General features: G+C 34.7%; 23 protein-coding genes and 1 tRNA gene. 6 read left to right on the forward strand and 18 right to left on the reverse strand.

Annotated elements, in window-relative coordinates; genetic code table 11:
- Positions 1-3: 3 nt before the first annotated feature.
- The 12 genes from OH814_RS04640 to OH814_RS04695 all read right to left on the reverse strand — a co-directional run bounded on the left by OH814_RS04640 (position 4) and on the right by OH814_RS04695 (position 10,433).
- The gene (locus tag OH814_RS04640) at positions 4-465 is read right to left on the reverse strand and encodes a redoxin domain-containing protein (RefSeq protein WP_267265162.1); all 462 of its coding nucleotides are present in this window, start codon (positions 463-465) and stop codon (positions 4-6) included.
- Positions 466-469: 4 nt separating this feature from the next.
- Complete coding sequence (locus OH814_RS04645; RefSeq protein ID WP_308827301.1) at positions 470-1,171, reverse strand: YoaK family protein; 702 nt, start codon at positions 1,169-1,171, stop codon at positions 470-472.
- 25 nt (positions 1,172-1,196) lie between these two features.
- Positions 1,197-2,243: a cupin domain-containing protein gene (locus tag OH814_RS04650; RefSeq protein WP_308827302.1), complete on the reverse strand. Its 1,047-nt coding sequence runs from the start codon at positions 2,241-2,243 to the stop codon at positions 1,197-1,199.
- Positions 2,244-2,797: 554 nt separating this feature from the next.
- A complete protein-coding gene (locus tag OH814_RS04655; protein WP_308827303.1) occupies positions 2,798-3,766 on the reverse strand; it encodes an NAD(P)H-quinone oxidoreductase in 969 nt (322 codons plus the stop codon).
- A gap of 28 nt (positions 3,767-3,794) precedes the next feature.
- Complete coding sequence (locus OH814_RS04660; protein ID WP_308827304.1) at positions 3,795-4,238, reverse strand: lipocalin-like domain-containing protein; 444 nt, start codon at positions 4,236-4,238, stop codon at positions 3,795-3,797.
- 50 nt (positions 4,239-4,288) lie between these two features.
- Positions 4,289-4,846, reverse strand: a complete 558-nt coding sequence (locus tag OH814_RS04665) for a hypothetical protein (protein WP_308827305.1) — start codon at positions 4,844-4,846, stop codon at positions 4,289-4,291.
- Between the two features lie 746 nt (positions 4,847-5,592).
- Positions 5,593-5,955, reverse strand: coding sequence for a hypothetical protein (locus tag OH814_RS04670; protein WP_308827306.1), 363 nt, complete (start codon positions 5,953-5,955; stop codon positions 5,593-5,595).
- Positions 5,906-6,145 carry a hypothetical protein gene (locus tag OH814_RS04675; protein WP_308827307.1) on the reverse strand — a complete coding sequence of 80 codons (240 nt, stop codon included), beginning with the start codon at positions 6,143-6,145 and terminating at the stop codon, positions 5,906-5,908. Before OH814_RS04675 ends, OH814_RS04670 begins: the two co-directional genes overlap by 50 nt.
- Positions 6,146-6,168: 23 nt before the next feature.
- Positions 6,169-8,382 (reverse strand): ATP-binding protein, encoded by a 2,214-nt coding sequence (locus OH814_RS04680; RefSeq protein ID WP_308827308.1) that lies wholly within the window; start codon positions 8,380-8,382, stop codon positions 6,169-6,171.
- A gap of 250 nt (positions 8,383-8,632) precedes the next feature.
- Positions 8,633-9,328, reverse strand: a complete 696-nt coding sequence (locus OH814_RS04685; protein ID WP_076559489.1) for a LytTR family DNA-binding domain-containing protein — start codon at positions 9,326-9,328, stop codon at positions 8,633-8,635.
- 54 nt (positions 9,329-9,382) lie between these two features.
- Complete coding sequence (locus OH814_RS04690) at positions 9,383-9,859, reverse strand: DNA starvation/stationary phase protection protein (protein WP_308827309.1); 477 nt, start codon at positions 9,857-9,859, stop codon at positions 9,383-9,385.
- A gap of 500 nt (positions 9,860-10,359) precedes the next feature.
- Positions 10,360-10,433, reverse strand: a tRNA-Arg gene (locus OH814_RS04695).
- Between the two features lie 47 nt (positions 10,434-10,480).
- Here OH814_RS04695 and OH814_RS04700 point away from each other — a divergent pair.
- Genes OH814_RS04700 through OH814_RS04710 form a run of 3 tightly spaced genes read left to right on the forward strand, consistent with a single transcriptional unit; the run spans position 10,481 to position 14,259 of the window.
- Positions 10,481-11,527: an ABC transporter substrate-binding protein gene (locus tag OH814_RS04700; RefSeq protein ID WP_308827310.1), complete on the forward strand. Its 1,047-nt coding sequence runs from the start codon at positions 10,481-10,483 to the stop codon at positions 11,525-11,527.
- Between the two features lie 40 nt (positions 11,528-11,567).
- Complete coding sequence (gene mtgA / locus OH814_RS04705; protein ID WP_308827311.1) at positions 11,568-12,212, forward strand: monofunctional biosynthetic peptidoglycan transglycosylase; 645 nt, start codon at positions 11,568-11,570, stop codon at positions 12,210-12,212.
- Positions 12,213-12,225: 13 nt separating this feature from the next.
- A complete protein-coding gene (locus tag OH814_RS04710) occupies positions 12,226-14,259 on the forward strand; it encodes a recombinase (RefSeq protein WP_308827312.1) in 2,034 nt (677 codons plus the stop codon).
- Here OH814_RS04710 and OH814_RS04715 read toward each other — a convergent pair.
- Genes OH814_RS04715 through OH814_RS04740 form a run of 6 tightly spaced genes read right to left on the reverse strand, consistent with a single transcriptional unit; the run spans position 14,237 to position 17,517 of the window.
- Positions 14,237-14,533, reverse strand: a complete 297-nt coding sequence (locus OH814_RS04715; protein ID WP_076559496.1) for a hypothetical protein — start codon at positions 14,531-14,533, stop codon at positions 14,237-14,239. The genes OH814_RS04710 and OH814_RS04715 overlap by 23 nt on opposite strands.
- Positions 14,533-15,123: a hypothetical protein gene (locus OH814_RS04720; protein WP_308827313.1), complete on the reverse strand. Its 591-nt coding sequence runs from the start codon at positions 15,121-15,123 to the stop codon at positions 14,533-14,535. The genes OH814_RS04715 and OH814_RS04720 overlap by 1 nt, the downstream gene beginning before the upstream one ends.
- Positions 15,120-16,223, reverse strand: a complete 1,104-nt coding sequence (gene recF, locus OH814_RS04725; RefSeq protein ID WP_308827314.1) for a DNA replication/repair protein RecF — start codon at positions 16,221-16,223, stop codon at positions 15,120-15,122. Before recF ends, OH814_RS04720 begins: the two co-directional genes overlap by 4 nt.
- Positions 16,220-16,528 carry a type II toxin-antitoxin system RelE/ParE family toxin gene (locus OH814_RS04730; RefSeq protein WP_308827315.1) on the reverse strand — a complete coding sequence of 103 codons (309 nt, stop codon included), beginning with the start codon at positions 16,526-16,528 and terminating at the stop codon, positions 16,220-16,222. The genes recF and OH814_RS04730 overlap by 4 nt, the downstream gene beginning before the upstream one ends.
- Entirely contained in the window at positions 16,516-16,752 is a 237-nt protein-coding gene (locus OH814_RS04735; RefSeq protein ID WP_308827316.1) for a hypothetical protein, read from the reverse strand. Before OH814_RS04735 ends, OH814_RS04730 begins: the two co-directional genes overlap by 13 nt.
- A 3-nt stretch (positions 16,753-16,755) precedes the next feature.
- Positions 16,756-17,517, reverse strand: coding sequence for a hypothetical protein (locus tag OH814_RS04740; protein ID WP_308827317.1), 762 nt, complete (start codon positions 17,515-17,517; stop codon positions 16,756-16,758).
- A gap of 18 nt (positions 17,518-17,535) precedes the next feature.
- On the opposite strand from OH814_RS04740, the gene OH814_RS04745 reads away from it, so the two are divergent.
- From OH814_RS04745 to OH814_RS04755, 3 genes are all read left to right on the forward strand, one after another.
- Positions 17,536-23,481, forward strand: a complete 5,946-nt coding sequence (locus OH814_RS04745; RefSeq protein WP_308827318.1) for an alpha-2-macroglobulin family protein — start codon at positions 17,536-17,538, stop codon at positions 23,479-23,481.
- A gap of 41 nt (positions 23,482-23,522) precedes the next feature.
- A complete protein-coding gene (gene eco, locus OH814_RS04750) occupies positions 23,523-24,014 on the forward strand; it encodes a serine protease inhibitor ecotin (protein ID WP_308827319.1) in 492 nt (163 codons plus the stop codon).
- 286 nt (positions 24,015-24,300) lie between these two features.
- The gene (locus tag OH814_RS04755; protein WP_308827320.1) at positions 24,301-24,756 is read left to right on the forward strand and encodes a DUF1569 domain-containing protein; all 456 of its coding nucleotides are present in this window, start codon (positions 24,301-24,303) and stop codon (positions 24,754-24,756) included.
- Positions 24,757-24,759: the final 3 nt, after the last annotated feature.

Genomic DNA, 24,759 nt, shown 5'->3' on the forward strand with positions numbered 1-24,759 from the left:
AATTTATTTGGTGTTAAGGGTTTCTAAAGCGTCTAAAATTCCGTCTGCTCCTGGATTAATTGCCGTTGGTGACAGATAACTCCATTCGATGATGCCATCTTTATTAATGACGAAAAGTGCGCGTTTACATTCGCCTTCTTCGTCATCATACACGCCATATTGTTTTGCAATTTCTCCTTTAGCTTCAAAATCTGCGAGTAATGGAAAGTGTAAATTTCTTGATTGCGAAAATGCCAAATGACACCATTTGCTGTCCACAGAAATTCCAAAAATCTCTGCATCATATTTCTTGAAAAACTTCAAAGTTTCATTATACAAAGCCATTTGGTCGCTGCAAACCGGACTCCAATCTGCGGGATAAAAAGCAAGGATGACATTCTTTCCTTTGAACTCTGAAAGTGTAATTTTCTGGTCGGGCGTCGCATACAAAGTGAAATCTGGCGCAACATCGTTTTTTTGTAACATAGTATTAGTTTTTAAAGTTAATTTTTGAAATCAGTAATCCACAAATCATTAGTAATAATGCAGGAATTATCAAGGTTCGTTTTCCAAAATAATCGAGTAGGAAAGGAGCGATAAACGCCCCTGATAAAAAGCCAATCCACAAAAGCAAAAGATGAATAGCGTTGGATTTATACTCTTGTTTTTCTACTTTATCATCTGTCATCGTCAGCATTGCGGTATTCATTGCCAGGCTGTTCAGAGTTCCTGTCACGAAATCTGTATTCACCTTTTGGTTTCCAACAGAAGTCACAATCGTATTCATCAATCCCATTGAAAATCCGACAATTGCAATGGATAACAAATTATTGATATCATAAAAATAAGCAATAATTGAATAGAAAATAAGAATACCGGAAACTAAGTAAAATGTTAATATTTGGTTCTTAATCCTCTTCCACAATGAAAGACAGGTTCCGGCGTAAATTCCTAGTAAAAAACAACTTATGACTGTAATTGAGGTAGTAATGATTCCAGATTTCCCCGTTGAAATTGCCGCTCCCAGTGAAGTGGTATTTCCACTCATAAAAGAGACGTACGTTTTCCATTGAATCAGTCCTGTTGCATCAATATAACCTGCAATTAAAGCTAAAAATATCGCCAATCTCTCTTGCATCTTAATCGAATCAGATGAAGCGGAAGTGTTTGTTTTGATGACGGAATTATCCATTATTTCGAGAGATTTAATTCTAATCTTATTTCTTAGGCTGAATGAAGACTTTCTCAGTTGGGAATTTTTCGATTTCGCCTTCTTTCAAACCAAAATTGGTTACAACAACATCTTTTGGATTTCCCGCCAGCCATTCGCTCAAATCAATCGATTCATATTTTCCGCTGTTGAAGCCAATCAGAATTCTACAAACCGTATCGCCTGTATTTTTGATGTAATGTCCGGCTCCCATTGGAACATAACCCACATCTCCTGCACTGAATTGTTCTGTAACGCAAGTAGATTCTGCAAGGAAAACCGACATTTCGGCCTGTCCTGAAATAAAATATTGCCATTCGTCCGCATTCGGATGCCAGTGCATTTCTCTTAAAGCGCCGGGTTGCAATTCTAAAATAGAACCCGACATTGTACTGCTGATAGGGAATTCTTTACTCGTAACCAATCTTTGTAAACCTCCGCCCGGAACGATTCTCGGCTGTTGAGAGTGCAATGGATAACGATGGAAACTCGTTAATTCGATGTCAGATTCATTCGGACGAGCAGCTGCATTGAATGACATTTCATCCGGAACAATTCCCGCTGCGAAATAGGCTTCTTTCTGCGGCAAAGCTGCGACTTCTTCTAAAGTTAAACCTAAATTCTGAGCCACAATTTCGGGTGGTACAGACGAAACAAAATCTGTCACGCTGAACGTATGGTCTTCAGAAAAATTACCGTTATCAAAAATCAAAATGAAATGACATTCTTCCGTCCCAGTCGCCTGAATCGAGTGACCGTAACCTTTTGGAAAATACCAAACATCGCCCGGTTCAAAATTGTCTGTATAGCTATGTCCATCGGGATGAATAATCGTTGTACGAACCGTTCCCGAAATCACATAAGCCCATTCAGCAGCGTTAGCGTGCCAGTGCAGTTCTCTCATACTTCCTGGTTGCAGTCTCATAGAAACGCCGGCGATGCCGATAGAAGCAGGGAAATCTTTTACAGAAGCGCCTCTTGTAGTTCCGCCGTCGTTGGTTCTTGGTTCTTTTTTTTCTAATTCGTATTTGAAACTTAATGATGCAGTATTCATAATGATAAGTTTTTGTGATGAATGATAGTTTGTCTTTATTTCTACTGTAAAGCTACCTCGGAATCAAAGGATTTTGAAGTGTTTTTCGGTGAATGGGCAAAATGAGTCGGTGGGAATTTGAAAGAGATAGTTGGTGAATTGTTAGGATGCCACGAATGCACGAATTTTTTTATACAAGTCCGTTTTAATCATAACACTAAAATCATCATTCATTTTGTAGTTCCATAGTAATCTAAACTACTTTATTTTCAGTGTGTTGAGATTCCTCCGGAATGACAAACAAACTGTTAAAAACTAATTTATTACAAATTACGGATAATCATATTTTGTAAATCAAAATCGGAATTTAAAATACTTTCATCAAATTAATTCGTGCATTCGTGGCTGTTAGCATTTATCTTTAGAGTAGATAAAAGACAAAAGAGTTTCAATTTTGAATTTTATTAATTACAAGAATCGTAAGCAAGTCGATTTCAATAATAAAAAATCCTTCACAATTTGCATTGAGAAGGATTAAAATTTGGGTCAGATTATTATTAAATCTATGTATTGCTTTATCTCACAAGAATAATTTTACCTGTATGCGAACCGTCTTCAAGCAGTCGGTGTGCTTCTGCAGCTTCCGAGAAAGGAAATGTTTTATAAATGACAGGTCTGAACTTTTTAGATTCAATCAAAGGCCAGACATTTTTCTGAATCTCTTTGGCCAATTGTTTTTTGAACTCATATTCCCGACTTCTCAAAGTACTTCCTGTAACAGTCAAACGCTTTGTCAGTACTTTCCAAATGTCTAAATCTACGTGACTGCCACTTACCGCATTGATGTGAACCAATCTGCCTTCAGGTTTTAGAATGTTGATGTTTTTGGCCAGATAATCACCGCCAATCATATCCAGAATGACGTCGACACCTTCATTTTGCAATTCGGTTTCAAAATTCTGGGTCTTATAATTAATGTAAGAATCTGCGCCGAGTTCAAGACATTTCCGGCCTTTTTCATCAGAACCAACTGTGACAATTACTTTTGAACCCAATGTATGAGCAATCTGAATGCCTGTGATTCCAATCCCGCTGTTTCCGCCGTGGAGCAAAAAGGTTTCTCCCGGTTGAAGATTTCCTCTCTGAAAAACATTGGACCAAACCGTAAAAACTGTTTCCGGTAAGCTTGCCGCCTCAGCAAAACTTAAATCTACCGGAACTGGTAAACATTGACCTTCTCGCACAGCGACATATTCTGCGTAACCGCCACCTGCTAAAAGTGCACAAACTTTGTCGCCAACGGTAAAATCTACGACATCAGGACCGCATTTTACAATAGTTCCGGCAACTTCCAATCCCGGAATTTCGGCGGAAGCTCCTTCCGGTGCAGGATAATTTCCTTCACGCTGAAAAACATCGGAACGGTTGAGCCCGGCTGCTTTCACTTCGATTAAAACTTCGTCTCCGGATATTTCGGGAGTAGGGTATTCCTGTAATTCCAATACATCAGGACCTCCAGGTTTTGTAATAACGATTGCTTTCATTTCTTTTAATTTTAATATCAGATTTATTTCAAACTCTCTTCCAGGTCAGTTTGTGAGTCACCAACCTCGAATTGCTGGTGAACGGTTTTTCACTTTCAAGATGCAGAAAACCATCTTTAAAGATAACGATTCTATTCTGCGTTTGCCCTGTCCAATTAGGGAAAAGCGAGATGTACATCGTGTGGCTCACCAACTGTTTTTCATCATCAGTTTTGAACGGCCCCGAATACGCAAGATAGGTTGAGCCTTCCTGTGTATATTCTTCCGGCGTGGCATTAGTCCAGTGTTCCTGATGAAAGTTTTCCCGATGCGTATCCATAATTTGTGCCGACATATAGCCGTCAGGATTGTAAATAATCAGTCCTTTCGGATTTTCGCCCATCGGATGCGTGATTTCTCCGCCGTTGACAGGAACTTCGATGAGTTCTACCAAAGTCCAGCTTCCTACAAGTTTTTCAAAAAGTGTTTCCATAACTTTAAATGAAATGAGCGTACCGAAATACGCCCATTATGTTTTTTGAATTAGAAAGGTTGATTGTATTTTCCGGTCAACGCTTTGTTTTCGATACTTTTTGCAAAGTTGGGCGTTTCTTCGTGATTGTGTGCATCGGAAGCAGCCTGTCTTGAAGCTGCAGCATCAGCCAGATTTAGGTTGTGTTCTTTTAAATATTCAAACATTTCAGGAGTGGCTGTTGCGTGAATTTCGTTGGTGTACAAGGTCGTGTTATCATCAATTTTTGTGGCTTTCAGTTCCCATAAAACCTGAACTTTGGTACGGCCACCTTTGGTAATAGAATCTGAGATGGATAACATTCTGCAGTAATCCGGACGGTGTTCTACCGCCACATAATGCTGAACCATCAAAGCATCTCCAATTGTTTCGACGTTTAAAGAAACCGGTTCGCCATCATACGTAGTCGAAATTGCTGCTCCGATGTGCTGAGTAGAGCATCTTTGATATTCTGCATCGGGAAGATTTAATAACCAATCTTCGATGTTAACTTTTTCAATTGGGGCATTGATAATCGCTGTAACGGTAGAGTGAGATAATGCGTTTTCTGGTGTTTGAATAATTTCCATAATGTTTAAAGTTTAAGTGTTTGTATATGTTAATTTGATGGTATAAAGCTACATTCAACAAATTTCAAAATCAATTGGTGTTCGATGAACAGGCGGAAAGTGTCGTTGAATGAGAAAATAAGATGGTCATATTCCGTAGACTATTTATGTAAAATAAAAAGTTGTTTATTCCAAACAGGGTTGTTTTAAACAAATGTAAAATGCATTTTGTTTCAAACGGTTTGCGGGAAACAATCTGCAATGTTATTTGGTTCCAAACAAGGTTATTCTAAATAAATGTAAAATGCATTTTGTTTCAAACGGTTTGCGGGAAACGGTCTGCAATGTTATTCGGTTCCAAACAGGGTTGTTTTAAACAAATGTAAAATGCATTTTGTTTCAAACGGTTTGCGGGAACCAATCTGCAATGTTATTTGGTTCCAAACAAGGTTATTTTAAATAAATGTAAAATGCATTTTGTTTCAAACGGTTTGCGGGAAACAGTCTGCAATGTTATTTGGTTCCAAACAAGGTTATTTTAAATAAATGTAAAATGCATTTTGTTTCAAACAAGTTGCAGGAAACAAACTGCAAAATAATCTTGACTTACCGAAAACAAAACACACAGTTTGTCATTACGTAGGAAACCTAATGAAGTGGTTCGATGAAGTGAATCTAGGCAGTTTAGATTCTTTCAGAATGACAAAAAATGGCACAAAAAAATCACTGGAAAATTCCAATGATTTTAAATAGATTTAGATGAATATTCAATATTTATAAAGCCATTTCCTAATCAGCTTCGTATAATTTGGCATCACGACGTAAATCACCAGAAAAACCAGACAGCCGGTACTCACTAACGTATCAAAATAACGATTGGCAGGAATATTCATTAATCTTAAAGAGGGCAATAATAACAATTGCATCAAGAGCGACAAAGGAAAAATGGCAGACCAGGTCGCCAGATATTGTTTCCATCGGACAGGAACTTTGGTGTCTGTTTTTTCGCCATAGAACAAAAAATCCAACCCGGATTTGATTTCGTAATTATCTTCTTTTGTGAATAATGGATGGGCTTTATCAATCAATTTTCTTCTGGTCAGATTCCATCCAGCTTCTGAGATTTTCAATGGTATCAAAGCGGATAATCACCGTGTAAACAAACGTCAGATCGGGAATCGGACGAATGATTTGCCAGTCGATAAAACCTTTGGCACTTTTGGAAACGGGCAGAATTTCATCCAGCCATTTTTCATATTCGGTTTTTTTTCCGGCCAAAACGTGATGTGTGATAACTACAGATGCGCCTTGAGTTTCCATAATGAGATTGGTTTTTAATTAATTTAATGATCGATGGCTTGCATAAATAATTTTGTTTCAAAGAAAGATTTCAGCAAAACATCTTCTAGTTCTTCCAAAGTTTTTTCTGATGCCGGATTTTCTTCGGTTGTTAGTTCTAAAATATCTAATTTTTCCTCTAATAGAGGAAGCAAACCCATTATCGCAACACTCGATTTCAAATCGTGTGCTTTCAATTTTAGTAATTCGAAATCTTTGTTTTCATAAGCCAGTTTCAGTTCCTGCAAATGAGTCGGGACATTATCTGAAAACTGCTGCGTCACGGTTCTTTCAAAATTTTTGTCGCCATTGCTGATAGACTTCAAATAAGTAAGGTCTATGAACTCGTAATTAGAAGATGTTTCTTCAGCTTTTGTTTCCGTTTTTACGTTTTCTTTCAGTCCGAAATTTGAAATTAGTTTGAATAAGTCTTCCTCTATGATAGGTTTTGAAATGTATTCGTTCATTCCACGGCTCATACATCTTTCACGTTCACCTGCCAAAGCGTGTGCGGTCATTGCGATGATTGGCGTGTTCAGTTTAAGTTCTTCACGGATTGTTTGTGTGGCCACGTAACCGTCCATTTGTGGCATTTGGATGTCCATTAAAACCAAATCACAGTCGTTGTTTCTGAGAAATTCTACTGCTTCCAGACCATTGTTTGCAGTTTCAAAATCGACGTTCCATTGTGAGAGAAGATGCTTCATCAGATTTTGATTGATAGCGTTATCATCCACGATTAGCACTCTCAAAGGTGTATTTGTTTTGTCTTTAAAATAATCTATATCAATTTTAGGAATTACATTAAGCTGTTCTTTCGCAATTGTGTAAGGAATATAAAAATGGAAAGTGGTCCCTTTTCCCTGTTCGCTTATCACTTCGATATCGCCGTTCTGCAACTGAATCAGGCTTTTCACAATCGATAAACCAAGTCCGGTTCCTCCGTAATTTCGTGTCGTTGAATCTTCACCCTGATTGAATCTTTCAAAGACTTCAATGAGTTTTTCTTTATCAATTCCGATTCCCGTGTCAGAAACTTTAAAGCCCACAATGACTTCGTTTTCGGTCTGTTGTTTATTGTAAATTTCGATATTGATAGTTCCCTGATGCGTAAATTTGATGGCATTTCCGATGAGGTTGACCAGAATCTGAGTCAGTCTTGTGGCGTCGCCATTCAAAGTATCAGGAATTGAGGTGTCGATTTTGCTGGAAATCGTCAATCCTTTTTCTTTGGCGCGTTCCATAAAAAATGTTTCAACAGAGTTCGCTAGTCCACTGATGCTGAATATGCCTTTGGTAATGCGCATCATACCGGCTTCGATTTTTGATAAATCGAGAATATCATTAACAATTGCCATCAGATTCTCTCCTGAACGCTGAATTGACGAGACAAATTCTTTAGAGGTTTCATCCAAAGGTCTTTTTTGTAAAAGGTTTGTAAAGCCCAGAATTCCGCTCAAAGGAGTTCTGATTTCGTGGCTCATATTGGCTAGGAAATTTTCTTTGGTCTGTGCGGCAACCGATGCTTTTTTCTCCGCAACATCCAATTCCTGAATCAACAATCGCTGACGTTTGAACTGACGTAGAATGTGATAACCGACAATTGAACCGCTTAAAATCAAAAGAATCAATAAGGAAATATCATATAACCTTGCTTTTTGTCCCATCGCTTCAGTCTCTTTGCTGAGGTCAACCATATGAAGTTTTCGGCTTTCGTAAATTTTTGCAGTGATAGAAGTGATTTCGTTCGAAATTTTTCTAGCTCTCGGGTTGGCAATGGAAGTGTTGTCGTCCATATTTCCAAGGGTGTGGTAACGAAGCAATAATTTATCCTTCGTTGTTTTCTTTTCCATTGCAAGAACGCTCAATCTATGAATCAGCTTTTCTTCTACGCCATCTGAATTGTCTTTGGAAAGTGAATCCAGAAAGTTTTCTATCTGATTAATTTTCTGGTCGATTCCTTCAAGATGAGTGGTGTCATTGGTTGCTATGGAAGCTCTGATTCTGCTTTCAACGCCGAGAATATCACGGTCGATTTCACGCAAATGATTACTTGAACGCAACTCGTTCAGAAGTCTGTTGTTATTTTTAATAAGTTCTTTGGTATTTTTAGCTGAGTTGATTTGAACCGCTATCAATAGGAGAGAACCCGCAATAAATGTGAGGATGATGAAATAGCTGAACCGTCTGTTTCCCATTACTGAGGATATTTTTTTCATAAGCGTTTATACTTATTTTGAATTGTTAAAACCACCCGTCAAAAATTCTTTCGAATTTTCGCCACCCCCTCCAAGGGAGGGGAATTTTACATTCGAATTGGAACGTCGAATTGTCACAGCCCGACTTGAGCGGAAATCCTTTTTTGCTTTGAATTAATTTCCATTTAAAACTGAAATCGTCTGCAAAAAAGATTGGGAGCGGAAGGCGGATAAAGCTGCCCAAATAAATAATTAATAAATCTGGCTAATTCTAAAAAACATTCATTCTGGTGTTGAGCGCTCTTCTGTACGCATCTGCAACGGGAATGAATTTTCCGTTTATCATAATTCCGCCGTCCTGAAGGGTGTCTATCTTGCCAACCGAAACGATGTAAGAGCGATGAACTCTGATAAAATGGTCTTTCGGGAGACGTTCTTCCGCCGTTTTCATCTTGCCGTGGATGGCGAACATTTTTTCCCGTGTGTAAAACTTCACGTAATCGCCCATTGCCTCTGCATAAAAAATATCGTCGAGCCTCAAACGCCTTGTGATATTGGAATCTCTTACGAAAAGGAACTCATCTTTGGTCACTTCAACATCTTCTTTTCTGCTTTCCAAAATCGATTGTGCTTTGCTTACCGCCTGTAAAAATCTTGCAGGCATTACGGGTTTCAGGATGTAATCTGCGATATTCAGTTCGAAAGCTTCGAGTGCGTAATCCTTATTTGAAGACGTAAAAATAATGATGATATCTTTTCCTGCAAGGTTTTTGGTGAGTTCGATTCCGGTCATTTCCGGCATTTCGATATCGAGAAATATCAAATCTACCTGATTGTTCTGCAAATGATTGTAAGCTTCAATCGCGTTGGAATATTCGTTGACAATCGTCAAATTCGGGACTTGTTTTGCCAAATGTGCGAGCGTGGTTCTTGCGATATCGTTATCATCAACAATCAAGGCTTTCATAGGGATAGTTTATTATGGTTGACACAAATATAATTATTCCTTTTCTTATTTTCTTTAATTTCTGAAGTAAGAACGAATCATCCAGGCCATTTCTTCGTGCGTTTCTATCAGGCTTGTGATGAAGTCGCTGGAACCGTAATCTTTGTATTTTTCAGCGAAAGGTGTAACATTTCCTCTTAGAAAATCGATGATGCTTTCGTGGTCTTTTAGTAAATCTTTCATAAAACCTAATCCGTCATTGGTTCTTTCGCTGTATTCTGTAAGGTGGGTTAATTCAAGATAGATTTTCATTGTGGCAGGTGCGTAATGTCCGATTTTTCTTAGACGTTCTGCAACGCTGTCAATCAACCCGTCCAACTGTTTGTACTGTTCTTCAAAGAAAATATGGTTGGCGTGGAAATTATCGCCAGTCACGTTCCAATGGGCATTTCTGGTTTTGATGTAAAGTACAGTTTCGTCAGCTAATAATTTTGCCAATTCTTCTGCAACAGCTTCTGTGCTTTGCTCTGTAAGTCCGATGTTTGTTTTCATAATTTTAAGATTTAAGTAAGAGCGGTATTGCTCTTTTTCTGATGTAAAGTTCAGAATGAATCTTAAAAAAATGATGACTTTTTCGGTGAATGGGCAAAATGAGTCGGTGAATTCAATTTTTAATAAAGTTTCATAAGTAATAGAAAAATTATATAAAATGTGATTTATTAAACTGGTTAAATGTCCAGCATTTTTATCGTTATAAATTGTTATATCAAAATTAAACAATCAACAAAAAAGGAACAGATTATTAGTACTAGGACAGCGTTAACATCAATGAAAAGAACTTTTTTGTAGCGATGTTGAAATCATCAATAAAAATAATGTACCTAAAAGATGCATTTTAGGAATGATGTAAAAAAAAATTAACTTTTGTGCAAAAAATGAATATTTGAATAGATTTTATTAAAGTTTTATAAAACATTATTCTGCTATGCTCTGGCATAAAAAACAAAAAAAACAGCTCCATTTAGATTAAAATGGAGCCATTTGGCTGTGTGTGACCTCGACAGGATTCAAACCTGTAACCTTCTGAGCCGTAATCAGATGCGCTATTCAGTTGCGCCACGAGGCCTTGTTTAAAGGTTTGCAAATATAATACTTTTTTAGTTTCTTTGAAAGATGAAAGCAAATTTTTTACTGATAATCGCATTTTTATTTCTAACCAACTGTAAAAGAGAACAAAAAATATCGTCCCCCGATTGGGAAGTGATTTCTTCTAGACTCCAGTTTAAGGATGATGATGGGAAATTAGATGTGAAATCGGGTAATTTTACTTATAGTTTTGAAAAAAATAAAGTTCCTTTCCATAAAATTATACTTTTGAATGCAAGTTTGATGGGCTTTGTTTCTGAATTAGAAGCCGAAAATGTAGTGATCGGAATTGCAAGTCCCGAATATATTTACTCAGAAAAAATTCACGGTTTAATAAAATCGGGAAAAATTCAGAATGTCGGAAATGAACAGAAATATGATGTCGAAAAAATAATTTCTATGAAACCTGATGCAATTTTCACCAACTACATTGCGAGTTTTGATAATACCTACCAGCTTTTGAAAAACAATAATATTCAGGTGATCTTTTTGGATGAATATATGGAGCAAAGTCCGATGGTGAAAACTTCATACATCAAACTTTTTGGGAAACTTTTAGGAAAAGAAAAAGAAGCGGAAGAAAGATTTAACCAAATTCAGAAAAATTATAATGATTTAAAAAAAATAGCTTTACAATCAACGTCAAAGCCTAATATTTTGGCGAACGAAATGTATGGCGATGTTTGGTATATGCCGGGTGGAAAAACATTTACAGCCAATTATATTGCAGATGCAAACGCTCATTATATTTTAAGAGATAATACTGAAGAAAAAGCTGTAACGATGAGCTTTGAAGAGGTTTTTGCAAAATCTAAAAATATTCAGTTCTGGGTAAACGCAGGAAATCATTTATCGAAAAAAGAGATGCTGAATATTAATCCGTTTTATGGAAAGCTAGACGTTTTCAACAAAGGAAAAATCTATGGTGTTTCAGGAAGAGAGAAGCAGAAAGCTAATGATTTTTTTGAAAGTGGAGTAGTGCGTTCAGACGTTGTTTTAAAAGATTATATCAAAATATTTCATCCTGAGCTTTTGCCCGGTTATCAATTGACTTATATGAACGAAGTACTGTAACTCGCAGTATTTTTATACTTTTGCGTTAAGTTTTTAGCATATGTGGAAAAAAATAAAACAGTTTATTTTTATTGTTCTGATTTTGAATGTGGTTTTTATTGTTTGGGGAAGGTTTTTTAATCCACCCATTACGATTACACAGATTGGTGGTCTTTTTGAGTACGGAAAACTGCACCGTGATTACATTTCTTACGATGAAATGGGAGTGAACGTAAAAAAAGCCGTCATTGCCTCAGAAGATCAGAAATTTTTTAATCATAACGGTTTTGATTATACAGCGATCGAAAAAGCCATGAAAAATAATGAAAAAGGAAAAAAACTGAGAGGCGGAAGTACTATTTCACAGCAAACGGCTAAAAATGTTTTCCTTTGGCAAGGCAGAAGTTGGGTGAGGAAAGGGCTGGAAGCGGTTTATACATTCATCATCGAAAAGGTTTGGTCTAAAGATATTATCTTGGAAAGATACCTGAATTCTATTGAAATGGGGCAGGGTGTTTTCGGGGTGGAAGCTGCTGCACAGTACTATTTTGGGAAGCCTTCCAAAGATCTTAATACTTCAGAAGCAGCATGGATTGCCGCTGTTTTGCCTAATCCTAAAAAATACGATCCCAAAAATCCGTCCGCTTATCTGAGAAAGAAGCACAACTGGATTATGAGACAAATGAGGAATGTGAGTTTGAAATAGTATCTTTGCACCAATGAGACTGTTGAGTTCGAGCACAAAAAATTTTGAATCTGTCCTTAAAAAGTATTTTTCTTTTAAGAATGAGACTTCTTCATTGGAGCCTTTAGCAGAGTTTTTAGAAGCAATAAAAAAGACAGATTTTAAAAATGTTCTTGATTTTTTAAAATCAAATCCGAGCTCTGCAAATCACTTCAGACATTATCTTTTTACTATTTTTGAAGAAAGGCCGTTCAATCTTTCTTTAACGGAGGCCAATATTCTCTCGGAAAACGCTTTCTTTCCCGAACTTAAAAAAAGGATATTAAATAAAATTTTACCGCCGGTAGAACACGAAAAAACAGTTTGGTATGTTATTGATAATGTCAGTTTCAGTCCAAAAAAAGATATTGAATATCTGCACAATATTCCTGAAGATGAGGTTAATGAATTCCTGAATATTTTAGGAATTTCAGATTTCATCGAAAAAACAAACGTAAAAAGCGAACTTATATTTTCAATGAATATCCTTTCGTGGCGTGTCACGGGAATGGCTCTGGAAGTTGATGTCGTAAGAATGGCTCCTGAATATAGAAATTTTGATAATCCTTTTTTGGCATTACAAAACGAATTAGAAGCTTTAGCTGAAGATTTTAAAATCAATCCTGAGATTCAACTGCATTCCAAAGACAGCCGTTATAAGCAGATCAAAATTTATGCTGAGCAATGTCAGAATTTTGTAAATATCGCTTTTAAAAATTCTTCAAAATACGGTATTTCAGGAAAGATTAACCAATCTCTGCTTAAGATTCGCCAGCAGACACAGAGAATCTCTGAAATTGTCAATTTATTGATTATTGATCAGCATGAAGATGTTGTTATAAAATCTAAACAGTTGGTTTTTAATATTCTGAGCTACAAATCGCACAAGAATAATATTTCAGATCTTATCAATGACAGTACGCGTTTGATTTCGCATTTGATTACGAACCACACCGCAGAAACCGGAAGTCATTACATCACCTCAAGTCGCAAGCAGTACATGAAAATGTTTTATAAAGCAAGCGGCGGCGGAATTATTGTTGGTGCTTTATGCGTTCTGAAAATGCTGTATGGTTTTATGCCCGGCAGTGACTTTTTCCACGCATTTTTGTATTCATTAAATTATGCAATGGGATTTGTGATGATTTACCTTATGGGCTTTACTTTGGCAACAAAACAGCCTGCAATGACGGCTGCAACGATGACAAAAGTCTTGTCTGAACAAGAAACTACAAAACAAAATTATAATGAATTTGCTGATTTGGTTTCGAAATTATTCCGAAGTCAATTCATTGCTTTTGTGGGAAATGTACTTCTTTCCTTCCCGATTGCATTGCTGATTATTTATGGTTTGGATGTTTTCTTCTCTCAGAATCTGGCGGTAGAAAAATCGGACAGGTTGCTGAAAGATCTTGATCCTTTTAAATCTAAAGCAATTTTACACGCCTGTATTGCAGGGTTTTATCTTTTTATTTCAGGGATTATTTCAGGGAATATTGGGAATAACTCTGTGTTTTATCAGATTCCGGATCGAATTGCCAAGAATCTTCCTATAAGAAGGATGTTTGGAGCTCGTTTTGCGAAAAGTCTCTCAAAATATTACGCAAAAAACTGGGCTGGTATTATTTCTAATTTCTGGTTTGGAGTTTTCCTTGGTGCAACAGCGCCGGTCGGTCTATTTTTCGGTCTCGATCTCGATATTCGTCACATTACTTTTGCTGCAGGTAACTTTGCAATTGGTTTGTACGGAAAAGATTTTACTGTAGATTCTTCAGTTTTCTGGACTTCCTTTATAACCGTTTTCATCATTGGATTTTTCAATTTTCTGGTAAGTTTCAGTTTGTCAATGTTTTTGGCATTCCGCTCTAGAAAAATGAATTTTGGCGAAGTAAGGGAAATTTACCGTGCAATTTTTAGATATTTCGTAAGAAATCCGTTGAAGTTTTTCATCCCTTTGCAATCGACTTTTGATTTGAAAGCAAATAGTCTGGTACAGAATTCAATTCCTACAAAATCTGAAGATCAATAAATTTTTCTTCCCCAAATTTATCCTGAAACTTTTTTAGATAAATGCTTTTTCTCATTTTAAAATCATTTTTCAGCAATGGTGAATTAATTCTGATCTGAATAATTTTGTCGTCTATATTGACACTGACAATTTCCTGAAAAAGGCTTTCGTCAAGATAATCTTCCAAAAAATCTTTAATTTCAAAAGCAATCAGCTTATCTTCAAAACCATGAATTCTCGCAAAAGATTTTACCAGTTCAGAAGATTGGAATTCTCGTTTTTTATTTTTTTTCATCAGTATTTTCGATTATGTTGAGTTTCTAAGCCGTTGTTTTTGAATAAGTTTTCTAGTTTGAAGTAAAAATCATTGCATAATCCATTTATTTCTAATGATTTTTCTGAGGTATATTCTATTCTATAACATTCGAAGCAGATTTCTAGAAATTCAAAAACCTTGTCATTTTCATCATAAAATAAAACGGCATTTCGAGGAAAAAAACATTTGCTTACCTCACGCATATCGTTTGAAAATTTTCCACAAGTATTGTAAAGTAATTTTGACAACTCAAAAATTTCTACGAAATTTAGAGTTTTCGTGTCCTTAATTCCTTTTAGATTTTCATTTCCTAAAATATTTTTTAATTTAATAGGAAATGTTTGATTAGCAATTATATTTTTAATTATTGTAGAATCACCATCTTTTCCAACTGGAGGTAATGGAGTTGGAAATTCACTCACAAAATCCGTATTGTAAGATATGATTTTCACTTTGCTTGTTTTATTGAATGGATAAATGTTCAATAGCTCGTTAGTGGAAAATTTCTTTTGCCCAAATGAAAATGAAAAAAATAAAAAAAATATTATTAGTGAAAAATATTTCTTCATATCTCAAAAATTATACTCTCTTCATTTATTTTCTTCACAACACTTTCAGTACGTTCTCTGTGCGTATCTGTAATGAAAATCTGCCCGAAATTTTCCTGATTGACCAATTTAATCAACTGAGCAACTCGTGTATCATCAAGCTTATCAAAAATATCATCCAGTAAAAGAATGGGCGTTTTATTTGTTAATTCTTTTATCAAGCTCATTTGAGCTAATTTTAATGAAATTAAAAACGATTTTTGCTGTCCCTGAGAACCTATTTTTTTTATGAGAACGGAATCCATTTCAAAAAGCAAATCATCTTTATGAATTCCTTTTGAAGTGTAGGTCAGCATTCTGTCCCGTTCTAAACTTTCAATCAAGAGTTCACGAAATTTTCTGGCAGGCTGAGCGGAGTCGAAGCCTTCCAATAGATGAGATTCATAAATAACAGAAACACTTTCTTTTCCACCAGAAATAATCTGATAAAAATTCTGAACGATTGGGTTTAATTTTGCAACAAATTCTTTTCTTTTTTCAAAAATTTTGGTTCCGGATTTTGTGATCGGATCATCATAAATCTCCAAAGAATCTTTATCCCAGACTCTGTTTTTTGCAAAATATTTCAGTAAAGCATTTCGCTGTTGAATGGTTTTTTGATACTGAATCAAATCATAAAGATATCCGGAATCGGTCTGAGAAATCATCGAGTCTAAAAACTTTCTGCGGCTTTCCCCTGAATCTGAGATAAGATTTGAATCGTACGGAGAAATCATCACACTTGGCAAATAACCAATGTGATCGGCCATTTTGTCGTAGCTTTTATCATTCTTTTTTATAACTTTTTTAGCTTCTCTCGGCTGAGATATTTTTAAAGTATCTTCACTATCTTCATTCTGAATTTCAGCATCAAGGGTGAAAAAATCTTCATCTTTTTTGATGTTGTTTGTATCAGTATTTCCTAAAAAGCTTTTTCCGACAGAGAGATAATGCAGCGCATCGAGAATATTGGTTTTCCCAACCCCGTTGTTTCCTACAAAACAGTTTATTTGCGGGGAAAATTCAAACTTTTTTTCAGAATGATTTTTAAAATTGTAAAGGGTAAGTTTATTGATGATCATAATCCTAAAATTTCAGATAGTTTTTCAGGATTTTGGCGGTTATCCCAGAATGCCGCAATGTAAATAATATTCAATTTTCTTTTATAGATTAAGCTGTAATTTCCAAAGAATATATTTCTCAGATCAGAATTTGTAATTTTTTTTCCAATTTCCGGCTGCTGTTTCAGGATATTTGAGTATTCTTTAATCTCTGATTTTAATTTTTTGCTGTAAATGAAACTTTTATTTCTGTTATTATAATATTCAAAAATTACATCTCTTTGTTTTTGTGCAATTTTAGTCCAAAATATTTTTATTTCATCCATTCTTCGTCGAGTTTGTCTAATTCTTCTTCAGAAATCACACGGCCATATTTAATATCTTCTTCTGCAACTCGTAGCATTTTCATCTGGGCTTCAGATAATTCAATTTCCTTTTCATCTATTTGTGTTGAAGAGAAAATTTTATCAATAGCTTCTAAAAAAACTACATTTTTTGTCGTCGAGATTCTTTCGATTAATCGACTTCTTAATAACTGTAAATTTTCCATCACTCAAAATTTTAAGTAAAGATAAATAATTAAAAACAAAAAAGGAAGCCCCGAACAACTCTCAACCCAAAAAGAATAATACGAATCTTTATTAGAATTCTTCGAAAAGTATATAAGAATAAAGGTAAAAATTAAGGTTAAAAAAAAGCTGGCAGCAAATTGAAGCTTTAAATAAAAAATAGATAAGACGCAGGCAAGAAAAACTAAAAGATAAGCAAGATATTTTGTGTTTTGAACGCCAATTAATTTTGGGAATGTTTCAATTGTGTCACTTTTCATATCCCGAATATCGAATGGTAAAACAAGTGCCGTCACAAAAAAGAAACTGATGAAAAATATAGGCAAATTAAATTCAGGTAAAGTCAGCCATGAATTGACCAGTGCCCAAACTAAACCTACATAAAATACTTTTAACAAAGGAATTTTCCGAATATACGTTTCTAAAAAAAAGCTGTTGTATAATAATCCTAAAACGACAATGACAAACCATTTTACCAAACGTATTTCATTATGATTAAAAATAATTAAAGCCGCAGAAATAATTCCGGTGACAATATTTAATAATAAAATTTTGTAAAAATATTTTGTGTTTTGGTATTTTGTATAAAGATAGCCACTGAAATAAGTGATGAATATCAAAAGAGTAGAAGGGAAACGGAATGTGTTTTGCTCAAGCATGAAAAATACTGCGAAAACTGTACCCATTAAGGACACGTAAAGTTGGCTGTCTATGACATATTTTTTCAGTACTTTTAAACAATTCATTTATCAAAAATAACACTTATGCAAAGATTTTCCAAGGTTTTGTTCCTGATCCTATTTTTATCGTGTTTTTCTAATGCTTTTAGTCAAAAGTATTACGATACGCAATGGAAAAAAATACAAGAAAACTACGAAAAAGGAACTTACAAATCAAATCTTCCGGTTGTTTTAGACATTCAAAAACAAGCTATGAAAGAAAATAATGCGCTACAGTTGATTCGCTCTCTGAAAGCAGAATTCAGTATTGTAAACCAGACGATTGATGACGAAAAAAATGATTCGGCATCGAAGTTTTTTGCGAAACTACAAACTACAGAAAAGAATCTGAAAGGCGATGATCTTTTAGTGTATAAGGTTTTGTTGTCTGGTTTTATGTTCGATTATTATAATCAGCATTCGTGGAAAATCAACGGCAGAACCAATATGAATTCTCAAGATGTTTCTCAAATTGAAACATGGAGCAAGCTTGATTTTAAAAATTATTTAATTCAAAATTTTAAGGAGCTTGACCAACAAAATCAGGCGATGAACAAAATATCTTTGTTAAAATACAAAGATATTTTTTCGAATACAGAAGATATTTCTTATTTCTCTACTTTGCAGGACTGGTATTCTCTGAAAAAAGTGAATTTTTTATCGAATAACGAATTGTTTACAAAGAACGAACTTGCTGAGAACAGAGTTTTAATCAATGCAATTTTTGATGAATTAATTGCTAAAAGTACAGGCAACCAAAAGCTCTACTTCATGCATCAGAAACTGTCTGAAAATTGTATTTTCAATTCTTGTAAAGATAAATTGGTACAGCTTCAGAATCTGATGAAATCTAATATTGAAGGTGATTACAAAGTGCTTATTGGAGAAGAAATAATAAATGAATTAATTACAGGAAATAAAGAAAAAGAGGCACTTCAGCTTGTCAATTCTCTCAAAAATCAATATCCTAAATCGCCTTTCATTCAAAATATCAAGAATAAAGAAACTCAGATTGTTAATCCTTTATTAAGTTTCAAATATGAAGAGCAGACTCAGCCTAATCTTCCGATTCATTTGGTTGCTGAGTTTAAAAACGTGAAAGAATTTTCTGTGAATATCTATGAAGTGAAAGACAATCTTTTACCGTTGATGCAATATGCAAGAAATCCTTACAACGATGCGTACTCAAAAGTTAAAAAAACGTTGGTAAGAAAAGAAGTTTTTCAGTTGAATGATCCCCAGGATTATCAGGTTCATAAAACTTCGATTGAAATGAAGGCGCTTCCTTCCGGAATTTATGTTGCAGAATATGAAGTTTCCGGTTCGAAACCTGAAGAGAATAGTGATCATAATTTTTATTTTATAGTTTCAAATCATAAAATTATTTATCATAATATCAACGCAAGCAATACCCTTTCTAATGAATTGAAATTAATCAGCTCAGAAAACGGCCAGCCAATCACTAATGAAGATCTTACATTTTATGAATTTGTAGAAAATAAAGCATTAAATAAAGTTGTCGGTAAAACCAATGATAAAGGTGTTTTTAAATTTCCAGCGACCAATAATAAAGATTACTACAGAGCTTTTTTAATTCAACAGCCGAAAACCAACGATTTTCAGTTGATGCAAATGTATGGCAACAATAATCGGGAAATATATAATCCCAACAAACAAACCCGCACAAAAGCTCAGATTTTTACGGACAGAGCAATTTACAGGCCCGGACAGACCGTATATTTTAAAGTAATTAATACCAAAATAGATAAAGAAATAGAATCGGTTGTAGCAAATTTTAAGCAGAAAATAACGTTGAAAGATGCCAATAATCAGGAGGTTTCGGTACAAGATTTCACAACTAATGAATTCGGTTCTTATCACGGAAGTTTTAGTTTGCCAAAAGGAAAACTGAACGGAAATTTTACAATCTCAACTGATGGAAATTCTAATGGCTACAAATATATTAAGGTTGAAGAATATAAACGTCCGAAATTTGAAGTGACTTTTGATCCTGTAAAAGATGAATATAAATACGGTCAAACGATTGAGCTGAAAGGTAAAGCAATGATGTTTTCGGGCGTGGCTTTGAGTAATACGAACGTTAACTACGAAATCAAAAAACAAAACATACGTTGGAGATATTTCCCTTGGTATCCGAATGATAATGATAACGAAAACTCGATTCTCGGCGAAGTAAAAACCAATGAAAAAGGAGAGTTTATCATAAAATTAGATCTTAAAAAAGATGAAAACATAGAAGGAATTCAGATAGATATTTATCAAATCAACGCTTCTGTCACTGATATCAACGGCGAAACACAAACTGCGAATACCAATTTGAAAGTGGCTTCGGTTTCTCATTACATAAAAGCAGATGAGATTAAAAATACTTTTGCAGATGACAACATAAAAGTAAAAGTTGAAACCAAAAATTACAACGATCAAAATCTTAAAAAGTCTTATCAGGTAAAACTTTCAAAACTGGAAACTCCGAACAGGATTTTTAGAGATAACTTCAAAACAGAAGTTCAGAGTTTGCCGAAATTTTCAAAAGAAGAGTTTATCAGCAAATTTCCACATGATTTGTATGATAAAAATGATGAATTAAGAAACTGGAAAACATCTTCTGTCATTCTGAATGGAACACAAAAAAATGAAGAATCTCTAGATTTAGGGAAACTGGAAGCCGGAGATTATCAATTAGAATTATATAATATTGAAGGTAAAGACACGATAAAAACCTCACAGAATTTCAGTGTTTGGGATAAGAAATCTTTAAAGCCAGGTCAGAAAACTTTCTTAACGGTTTTAGAACCAAAAGATGAGGTTTCTCGAGGTGAAAAAGCGAAAATTTATGTTTATTCATCAATTCCGAATGCTTTAGTAAATGTTTTCCTGCAAAATGGTTTAGGAAAAACAGTTAACGAAGTTCATCAGTTTAAAAATGGAGTGCTCGAATATGAAACTGAAATTCCAAATGATAAAAATGTAACGGGTTTAAATATTCAGTTTCAGTTGGCTTCATTTAATGATATTCAGACCGAAACGGTTAATTTAAAAATTAAAGATACAGAGCAGCCATTGAAAATAGAAACGGTAACATTTAGAGATAAAATAGAACCCAATTCTAAAGAAAAATGGACGGTAAAAGTTTCAGGTAACGACAAAGAAAAAATCAATGCTGAGGTTTTAGCCAATATGTACGATATGTCGTTGGATCAGTTTTCTGTAAATACTTTTAACTGGCAAAAACTGTACAGACCTTATTCATTTATATCTTCTTACGCAATTCGTACCGGCCTTGAAGAAAAATATTTTCAAAGCAGAATGGAGTATTTTGATGGGAAATATGTAGAAGTTCCCCAGTTTAATTGGTTTGATGGAAACATTTACTTTACAGATTACAGCAGACAATTGGAAACCACAACGAGAATGGTCAGTCAGGAAGGAGTAAAAGCAGCAGCATATTCTGCGCCACCGCCACCACCAATTGCAGGAGCAAAAGCAAGTACGGCGAGAATGAAATTGGAATCTCTAAGAATGGATGATGAAGCAATAGATATTATAAATTCAGGAAGACAATTAACAGAAGAGGAGAAAAAGCAATTTGTAGATTCTTATGATATTACAGATAAAGAAAATTTAAATGAAATCCCAGTTCGTCAAAACTTAAACGAAACTGCATTCTTCTATCCTGATTTAAAAACCGATGCAGAAGGAAGTGTCAACTTCGAATTCACGTCTCCCGAAGCTCTTACAAAATGGAAATTGATGTTTTTGGCTCACACAAAAGATGCAAGAGCAACAACATTGGAAAAAGAAGTGGTGACGCAGAAAGAATTTTCCGTTACTCCAAATTATCCACGATTTTTGAGAGAAGGCGATGAATTGAATCTTCAGTCAAAACTATCAAATTTAACAAGCAAAAAAATGAATGGTTCTGCGCAACTGCAGATTTTAGATGCATTTACCAATGAAGACATTTCAGAGAAGTTTGGATTGAGTACTTTGACGGCAGTTTCCGGTTATAATAAGGAGCAAGCTTTTTCATTAAACGAAAATGGAAACTCTGCACTAACCTGGAAAATAAAAGTGCCGAATAATGTTTCATCAATCATTTTAAAAGTCGTTGCAAAAGCCGGAAAATATTCTGATGGTGAGCAAAAAGCAATTCCGGTTTTACCAAACAGAATGTTGGTGACCGATGCAGTTCCGATCTTTGTAAAAGAAGGTGAAACGAAAACTTTTGTTTTAGACAATCTTAAAAATACAAACTCGACAACCATTTCTAATGTTTCAAATACTTTAGAATTGACAACCAATCCGATTTGGGAAATTATGTTTGCGCTTCCAAGTCTGAAAAATGACCAGAATAGTTCTGCAGATGTAGTCTTTAATAAATGGTTTGCCGATGTTTTGGCTTCAGAAATTTTTAAAGCAAATCCGAAACTGAAAACAGTTTTTGAAGAATATCAAAGTAAAGGATTATTAAGCTCAAATCTTGAGAAAAATCAGGAGCTGAAGCAGTTGTTGCTCGAAGAAACGCCTTGGGTTTTAGAAAGTAAAAACGAACAGGAGCAGATGGCAAAATTAGCATTGTTGTTTGATACGAATAATATGCGAAATGCGATCAATCAGGATTGGAATGATTTCAAAAAACTGCAAAATCCGGATGGTGGTTTTTCTTGGTATCAGGGGTATCCGAGTTCGTACGGAACGTCTCTTTATATTCTTAAAAATTTAGGAAAAATAAATGGTTGGCTAAAAGATAATGTGAAAGACTATCAGTCTTCTGAACAGAAAGAATTGGTAGCAAAACTGATTGGTTATGTTGATAGTGAAATCAATAAATACACTGATGTTAAAAAAGAAAATGTAATCAATAACTGGACTTTAGATTATCTTGATACCCGCAATTATTGGGAAAAACAATATCCTTTAAAAGGAAAAGGAACAACGCTGAAATCTTTATTAAAACAAAAAGCTAAAACAACCAAAATTACTGATTTTACATTCTTCGGATTGCATCGTGCAGCTTTATTAATGAACGATTATGGCTTAAAAGATGTTTCAGATAAATTATTAAATTATTTAAAAGAAACTTCAGTAGATTCTAAAACGCAGGGAATTTATTGGAAACAAAATCTTGATGACTGGGGTTGGTTTAGTTCGAAAGTTGTGAATCACGCAGGAGCTTTGGAAACTTTCAATAAACTTAAACCAAACGATCAGAAATTCATCGAAGACATGAAAATCTGGTTGATTACTCAGAAAGAAGTCAATTCTTGGGGAAGCTCAAGAGGAACTTCAGAAGTGATTTTCACGATTTTAAATTCAGGAAAATCTTGGACTTCAGCAGAAAGCGATAAAGCAACCATTATTTGGGGCGGAAAAGAATTGAAACCGGAAACTCAAGCAACAGGTTATGTGAAATCTGCTGTAAAAACAGATGTTTTAGATAAAAATCTTGCAACGGTTACCGTTACAAAACCGGGCGCAGGAATTGTGCAGGGAGGTTTATTCTGGCAATATTATGAAGATTTAGATAAAATAAAATCTTCTGAAAATTATATCTCTGTTGTAAAAGAACTGTATAAAAAAGTAAAATCAGTAAACGGTGAAGAATTACAGAAAATTTCTCCCGATACTCCGCTGAAAGTTGGCGATAAAGTAACGGTAAGAATGATATTGAATACAGATCGTGCGATGGAATTTATTCACATTAAAGATATGCGTGCTGCAGGTTTTGAGCCATTGAATGTGCTTTCCGGTTATCAGTGGAATAATAGTCTGGGATATTACCAATCGACGAAAGATGCGTCTACAAACTTCTATATCCAGTATATGCCAAAAGGAAAATATGTGTTCGAATATGATTATGTAGCCAATGCATCAGGGAAATTTTCTAACGGAATTACCACTATTCAAAACTACTATGCGCCGCAGATGAATTCGCATACAAAAGGCAGCAATGTAGTGATTGTGGAATAATTTTTGAGCGTAAGGAATTTGTAATTTTAAATCAAACAATTATGAAATTTTTAAAAGCAGTATCTGTAGTATTGATGATGGTTGTAGTAGGTAATGTGTCTGCTCAGAAGAAAAAAACAGAAAAATTTGAAAAACTGCAAATAGAGATGTTTCCAAAAGCTAAAGAAGGTTTTAAGCAAGTTTATATCCAATTGCCTGTTGCAAAAAATGAAAACGATTTGAAGGTTGAATTCTTTGTAGGAGCTGAAAAAATGTTGGATTGTAATAAGCATTTTCTAATGGGAAAAGTAAACACTCAAGATTTGCAAGGCTGGGGATACAGTTATTATGAAATAGAATCAAGCGGAGAAACGGGCGGAACTTTAATGGCTTGTCCGGATCAGAAAAAAACAAAGAAGTTTGTTTCATTACAACCCGAAATTGTAAGATACAACAGCAAGTTACCATTGGTTTTTTATGTACCTAAAGACTTAGAAGTTCGATACAGAATTTTGCGTCCCGATACAGCAATGAAAAAAGCAACTCAAAAATAAATAGTTAGGCTCCGTGTAAATTTACATGGAGCTTTTTATTTATCCAATTTTTCGTAAATGTTGTGTATTTACATCCTTGTCTTTCAAAAATAATTGAAACGCCTTTATTTGCTTAATTTTAATACACTAATACATTATTCTTTGTCTTGCTTTTCATTTAAGCAAACTAAAAATAGAGAAGTTTTTCATCCAAATATTTTATTGATAATTCACCGTTCAAATTCAAAAAAAATCTTTAAACGAAACAAAAAAACTGATATATTTGTTTTCAAAGATTTAGACTAAAATGGAAAACGTATTTGACGCAAAAGATGCTCAGAATTATATCAATAGAATCAATAATCTTGTAGAAGAAACGCACGGTTTGTGGGGGAGAATGACGGTAGATCAGATGTTGGCACACTGTTGCGTGTCTTACGAAATGGTTTACGAGCCCGAAAAACACAAAAAACCGGGAGCTATTGCCAAGTTTATTTTAAAAACTTTCGTAAAACCAAAAGTGGTAGGCGAAAAAGCATATCCGCATGATTCTCCTACTGCACCTCAGTTTTTAATCAAAGAAAGACGAAATTTTGAGGAGGAAAAAAAGAGACTGATCGGCTACATTCAAAAAACTCAGCAGTTGGGTGCTACAGCTTTTGACGGTAAAGAATCTTTTTCTTTTGGAAAACTAAATTCTCAGGAATGGAATAATATGCTTGCTAAACATCTTAATCACCATCTGAGCCAGTTCGGAGTTTAAAAA

Source organism: Chryseobacterium sp. CFS15, from assembly GCF_031118795.1.
Taxonomy (GTDB): Bacteria; Bacteroidota; Bacteroidia; order Flavobacteriales; family Weeksellaceae; genus Chryseobacterium; species Chryseobacterium indoltheticum.